This window comes from Cryptosporangium minutisporangium, from assembly GCF_039536245.1.
Classification (GTDB): domain Bacteria; phylum Actinomycetota; class Actinomycetes; order Mycobacteriales; family Cryptosporangiaceae; genus Cryptosporangium; species Cryptosporangium minutisporangium.
This window is the reverse complement of the sequence record NZ_BAAAYN010000011.1, coordinates 316,411-322,410: the sequence shown is the minus strand read 5'-3', so window position 1 is coordinate 322,410 and position 6,000 is coordinate 316,411. Positions and strand designations below refer to the sequence as shown.

Annotated in this window: 5 protein-coding genes; 2 read left to right on the top strand and 3 right to left on the bottom strand. The window is 72.3% G+C overall.

What is annotated here, in order from left to right; genetic code table 11:
• Positions 1-134: 134 nt before the first annotated feature.
• A complete protein-coding gene (locus ABEB28_RS09685) occupies positions 135-551 on the bottom strand; it encodes a winged helix-turn-helix transcriptional regulator (protein WP_376981318.1) in 417 nt (138 codons plus the stop codon).
• A 119-nt stretch (positions 552-670) separates the two neighbouring features.
• On the opposite strand from ABEB28_RS09685, the gene ABEB28_RS09680 reads away from it, so the two are divergent.
• Complete coding sequence (locus tag ABEB28_RS09680) at positions 671-1,531, top strand: SDR family oxidoreductase (RefSeq protein ID WP_345727646.1); 861 nt, start codon at positions 671-673, stop codon at positions 1,529-1,531.
• Positions 1,532-1,633: 102 nt separating this feature from the next.
• The gene (locus tag ABEB28_RS09675; protein ID WP_345727645.1) at positions 1,634-2,851 is read left to right on the top strand and encodes a GNAT family N-acetyltransferase; all 1,218 of its coding nucleotides are present in this window, start codon (positions 1,634-1,636) and stop codon (positions 2,849-2,851) included.
• A gap of 82 nt (positions 2,852-2,933) precedes the next feature.
• Here ABEB28_RS09675 and ABEB28_RS09670 read toward each other — a convergent pair whose 3' ends face one another.
• A complete protein-coding gene (locus tag ABEB28_RS09670; protein WP_345727644.1) occupies positions 2,934-4,601 on the bottom strand; it encodes an MFS transporter in 1,668 nt (555 codons plus the stop codon).
• 167 nt (positions 4,602-4,768) lie between these two features.
• On the bottom strand, positions 4,769-5,536 hold the full coding sequence (locus ABEB28_RS09665) for a tyrosine-protein phosphatase (protein ID WP_345727643.1): 768 nt from the start codon (positions 5,534-5,536) through the stop codon (positions 4,769-4,771).
• Between the last annotated feature and the right edge of the window lie 464 nt (positions 5,537-6,000).

The following is a 6,000-nucleotide window of genomic DNA, read 5'->3' as shown; positions in this document are numbered from 1 at the left end:
CGCCCGGACACGGCGACACCCATTGCATTGCGGCGGGCACCCGGAGCCGGCGACAACCAGCCTCGCCGACAGCGTGTCGGCTGGAGGTCGTGCGGTGCCCAGGTTCGGTGTAGCGGCTGCTGAGCTCGAGACCTTCAGCGTTTGGCGTGGGTGGCGTCGTAGTGGGCTTGTGACTCGACGACCTGGGGCACGCGGGCCTCCAGCAGCTCCACCAGCACGAACAGCTGGTCGGCGATCTCCGCCCCGAGCGGCGTGAGCGTGTACTCGACCCGCGCCGGAATCGTGGCCAGCACCTCCCGCCGTACCAGCCCGTCACGCTCCAGCGTCTGCAGTGTTTGGGCGAGCATCTTCTCGCTCACCCCGTCGACCCGACGACGCAGCGCGTTGAAGCGGTAGGCGCCTTCCCGCAGCGCTACCAGCGCGAGAACCCCCCACTTGCCGGTGACGTTCTCCATCGTCCGCCGCGACGTGCAGCCGCGGGCGAAGACGTCGGCGACCACCGCCTCGACCTCGTCGCCGGGCGTCTCGGAGGGAAGCGCGCTCACGGCCACCACCGTACGCCGAGCCCGCGGTCATCGGTATCACCGGTGATTGTACTCACCTATGGTTTGCACTTTCTAAAAGTTAGTACACACTTGCGGGTGCCGTTCACCGACCGAGGAGCACCCCTGTGATCACCATTACCGGCGCCACCGGCCAGCTGGGCCGTCTCGTCCTCGCCGACCTGCTCGACCGGGGCGTCCCGGCCGCCGACCTCACTGCGGCCGTGCGGAGCCCGGAGAAGGCCGCGGACCTCGCGGCGCAGGGCATCCGCGTCGTGGAGGCCGACTACGACCGGCCGGAGACCCTCGGGCCGGCTCTCGCCGGCACCGACCGGTTGCTGCTGATCAGCGGTAGCGAGCCCGGTCGACGCATCCCGCAGCACCAGAACGTGGTGGACGCCGCCCGCGCGGCCGGCGTCGGGCTGATCGTCTACACCAGCGCCCCGAAGGCCGCGACCAGCTCGCTTCGGCTCGCGGCGGAGCACAAGGCCACCGAGGAGGCGATCGCCGCCTCCGACCTGCCCTCGGTGATCCTGCGCAACGGCTGGTACCTCGAGAACTACACCGGGACGCTCGCTCAGACGCTCGAGCACGGCGTGGTTCTGGGTAGCGCGGGCGACGGGCGGGTCTCCGCCGCGACCCGCGCCGACCTGGCCGCAGCCGCCGCGGCGGTGCTCGTCGACCCGGCACCGGTCGCCGGCACGATCTACGAGCTCGGCGGCGACGAGGCGTTCACGATGTCCGAGCTGGCTGCGGAGATCAGCCGCCAGAGCGGCACGCCGGTCGTCTACCGCGACCTGCCGGAGGCCGAGTACGCGCAGACGCTCGTCGGATTCGGCGTACCGGCGCCGTTCGCGGAGGTCCTCGCCGACTCCGACCGCGGTCTGTCCGTGGGCGACCTCTTCATCGACAGCGGCGATCTCCGCCGCCTGATCGGTCGCCCGCCGACGTCGCTGGCCGACGCCGTGACCGCGGCGCTCAAGGCCTGACCCGGTCCACCGGCCGGCCCCACCTTCGCCCCGTGCCTCGGCCACGCACACCGGGGCGAATTCGACATGACAGCCGACGTGCCGAATGGTGGAGTGGCGGCTGTGCAGCACACAGAAACCCCAGTCACCCGGCCGGTAGCGCGCGTCCTCGAGACACCTCACGATCTCGCTGCGGCGTTCGAGGTGTTCCGGATCGCGCTGGTCGGCATCCCGCGATGGCCCGGTGAGATCACCGCGATCCACGAGCCCGGCCGCACGTTCGGCGGCTACGTCGACGACGAACTCGTCGGCACGGCCTGCGCCTTCAGCACCCGGATCGTGGTTCCCGGCGGCGCCCGGCTGCCCCACCTGGCGGTGACCCGGGTGGGCGTACTGCCGACCCACACCCGCCGCGGGGTGGCGCGCGCCCTGATGAACGCCCAGCTCTCCGACGCGCGGCAGCGCGGCGTCCCGATCGCCACCCTGCGCGCGGCGGAGGGCGGCATCTACGAGCGGTACGGCTACGGGGTGGCCGGGTGGAACCAGGTGGTCGAGGTCGCCGCCCGCCGGGCGGCGTTCCGGGCGGGCGTCCCGCTCGGCGGCCCGGTGCGGCTGGCCCGACCGGACGAGCGCTGGCCGCTCCAGCGCCGGATCTACGAGCGGGTCGACCCGGGGTGGATCGGGGCGATCTCCCGCACCGACGAGTGGTGGGCCACCCGCCGGGTGCGGGCCGAGGAAGACAAGCAGGAGCCGCATGTCGTCGTCCACGGGCGGCCCGGAGCGGAGACCGGGTACGCCCGGTACCACGCCGCCTCCGGACCGGACGAACCGGGCGCGGTGGAGGTCGACGATCTCGTCGCGGCCGACGACGTGACCCGGGCCGCGCTGCTGCGGTACCTGTTCACGATCGATCTGGTGGACACCGTGCGGTTCGGGGCGCTGGCGCTCGACGATCCGCTGCGGCTGATGCTCGTCGACGAGCGACCGGTCCGCACGGTCGCGGTCGAGGACGAGATCTGGCTGCGGCTGGTCGACGTACCGGCCGCGCTGGCCGCCCGGTCGTACCGGGGGAGCGGTGAGATCGTCGTCGGGGTCACCGATCCGGTGCTCCCGGAGAACTCCGGGTCGTACTGGATCAGCGCGTCCGGCGTGAAGCCGACGACCGCGGCGCCGCACCTCACCGTCGGTGTCGCGACGCTCGGCGCGCTCTACCTCGGCGGGACGCGCTGGGCGCAGCTGGCCGCCGTCGGTCGGGTCGAGGTGGCCGAGCCCGGGGCGCTCGCCGTCGCCGACGAGTTGTTCGCTACCGACGCCGCCCCGTTCTGCGGCACGTTCTTCTGACGCGGTACCGCTTTCCCGCGAAACGGCGTCGCAGCGCGTTGGTGCCACCGCAGTGCGGTGCGACGCCGTTCCACACGGGATCTCAGCTCTTCGTGATCTTCTCCGGCCCGGGCTCGGGCTTCGGCGCGGGATTCGTCTCGGGCTCCGGCTCGGCGTCGGCGATGCCGGGCGCGTCCGCCTCGGCCACGACGGCCGGGGCAGGGTCCACGGCGACGACATCGGTCACGGCGTCCTCGGGCTCCGGCTCCGCGTCGGCGAACCCTGGAGCGTCGTCCTCGGTGGCCGTCGGGGCCTCCGCGGCCGGTGCCGCCTCGGCCGCAACTGCTGTAGCCGCGGCCGGGGAAGCCGCCTTTGCGGCGGCTTGGGCCGCGAGTACCGCCTTCACCGTGTCGGCATCGATCCTCCCGGTGAGGTCGGGGGCGTGCGTCGCGTCGCGGACGCCGTCCTCCGGCTCGTGCGGGGGCAACTCCACCGACTCGACCACCGCCGCCGGCACCGGCCCGGCGAGCACGGATGCGTTCGTCACCAGCGGCGTCCGCCGGATGATCAGCAACGCGGGCACGACCAGCGCGATGCCGAACACACCGACGATCTTCAGCGCGGTGGTCAGCGACCCGGTCCCGGCGTCCAGCCCGTTCACCACGATCGGCGACACGAATTGCCCGAGGAAGAACGACGCCGTCCACGCCCCGGTCACCGTCCCGCGGTTCGCGTAGTCCACCCGGCTGGTGACGCCGATGAGCAGCGCCGGCAGCATGAACCCGCCACCAACCCCAGCCACGATCGCGCCGAGCGTCACCGTCAGCCAGTCCGACCCGAAGGCCAGCAGCACCAGACCACCGCCGGAGAGCAGCAGCGAGGCGAGCAGGAACGCGTTCGGGCGGCCCCGGTTGAACACGCCGAACCCGACCGCGGCCAGCGCGAGCGCGAGGTTCGCGATCGCCGCGGACGCCCCGATCGCGCCGCTGCCCTCGCCCAGATCGTCCAGGACGACGCTCAGCTGCACCTGCAGCGCGTAGAACACGATCGCGCCGAGGAACGTCAGCACCAACAGCGGTGTCAGCCGGCTCCACTGGACGCCGGAACCGGACGCCTGGTGGTGCGACGCCGGCGCGGTGGGCGGGAACAGCAGCCAGGCCATCAGCGGGAGGAACACCAACCCGACCAGGTACACCCAGAACGGTGTCCGCCAGCCGTTCTCGCCGAGCGCTCCACCGACGGCGAGGAACACCACCGCGCCGAACGCGGCGGCGACCGCCTGGATCGAGAGGTACCGGTCGCGCGTCTTGCCGGTGTAGTAGTCACCCAGCAGCGTGACGCACGCGGTCATGATCGCCGACTCGGCGACACCGAGCAGCGCCCGGCTGCCGATGATCGCCGGCAGCGAGTTCAGGTAGAGCGGAGCGGTGCCGGCGATCACGTACAGCGGCAAGGCCCAGAGCAGCAGCCGGATCCGGCCGACGCGGTCGATGATGCGGCCCGCGAACGGCGCGAGCAGGCCGATCGCCAGCGACGGGACCGACAGCGCGATCGGCGCCAGCGCCTCGACGCCGGACACGTCGGCGAACGCGTCCTCGATTTTCGGCAGCACCGGCGCGATCAGCAGCGCACCGAGGATCGGCAGCGTGCTCGCGGCCAGCAGCACGATGCCCTGCGCCCGCCCTGCGGTCCGCCCCCCGGCGTTCTCCACTTCGGGCGGTGGTGCTTCGGCCCTGGCTGTCGGCGGGTCAAGCCGGTCGGCGACGCCCACGCGTCTCTCCATTTCCCGAAGGCGGCGCTACCGCCTTCAATCCGTCATTCCAGGGGGTTGGGAACCGGCCGGAAACGGTCTGCGGTGAACGTGCGGCCCACTGTTCCCGGAGCATTGTGGTGGCCCCACGGGGAACAGGGGAAGAGGGGTGGGGGTTGCGAGCCGCGCTAGTCCTCGAGCAGGGCCTCGCGGAACCGTGCGAGGTCGGCGTCGGCGAAGCCGTGAGCCAGCAGCCACCCGGCGCCGCCACCGAACACCGTGGTCAGCTGGTCGAGGAACTCGGCCATCGTCTCCGGTCGGGCCCGCCGTGCCTCGTCCGGCAGGCTGTTGGCGGAGGGCGGGAGCACCCCGCCGGACGCGGCGGTCAGCCGGCGCACGACGCGCTCCACGACCGCGTCCATGTTGGCGTCGGTCAGCGCGTAGTCCGCGACGATCTCGTCCCGGCGGACACCGGCCGCGTCGAGCAGGATCGCGACCAGCGTGCCGGTGCGGTCCTTGCCGGCCGCGCAGTGGACCAGGGCGGGCTGCCGCTCGGGGTCGGCGAGCAGGCGGGCGGCGGCGACCACCCGGTGCGCGCCGGAGCCGAGGTAGCCGAGGTAGTGGCCGGAGAGGTTGCCGCGGAGGATCTCCGGGACGACCTGGCCGACGCCGGGGTCGCTGCTGATCGAGTGGTTCGCGGTGGCCACACCGGCCTTCTGCAGCGGTCCGGGGCCGTCGCGGTCGACCTCCTCGGCGGAGCGCAGGTCGACGATCTGCCGCAGGCCGCGCTCGGTGACCAGTAGGTGGACGTCGTCGGGGGTGAGCTCGGTCGGGGCGTCCGCCCGGTAGAGGAGGCCGAACCGCGTCCGCCGACCATCGGTGGTGGTCAGGCCGCCGAGGTCGCGGACGTTGCTCGCGCCCTCCAGTCGGACGACGCGCTCGGTGCCGGAATCCACTCCTTCACCGTACGCGGTCTGGGGGTAAGCACGGTGGTGTCATTCGTCTGTTCAGAGCATCGTTGGTCACTCTCCGGACCGTGCACCACTCACGTCGGCTGACGGAGTCGGTACCTCCGGGCAGAGTCATCCGACTTTCCGGGTCGATCGACCGAGTTGCCAGTCGCCCAGGGGCACGGTCGTCGTTAGGCCCGGTAGGAAGGCAGAGCTCGAGGGGGAACCAGATGGATGACGAGAGGGGCGGGACGACAGTGGTGGTGGAGTTCGTGAGATCGGCGTCGGGGTCGGACAGTCGGCCCAGGTTGACCTGTCGGCCGGGGGCGGCTGACCGGGTACGCCTCGTCGACGCCACGGAGCTGGAGGTGGTGGGCAGCGCACCCGGGGGTGACTTGAAATGGTTGGTCAGGCTGGTACCGGCGTTGCTCTTCGCCATGGCGCCCGGGCACTGACCGGGCGGGACGGCG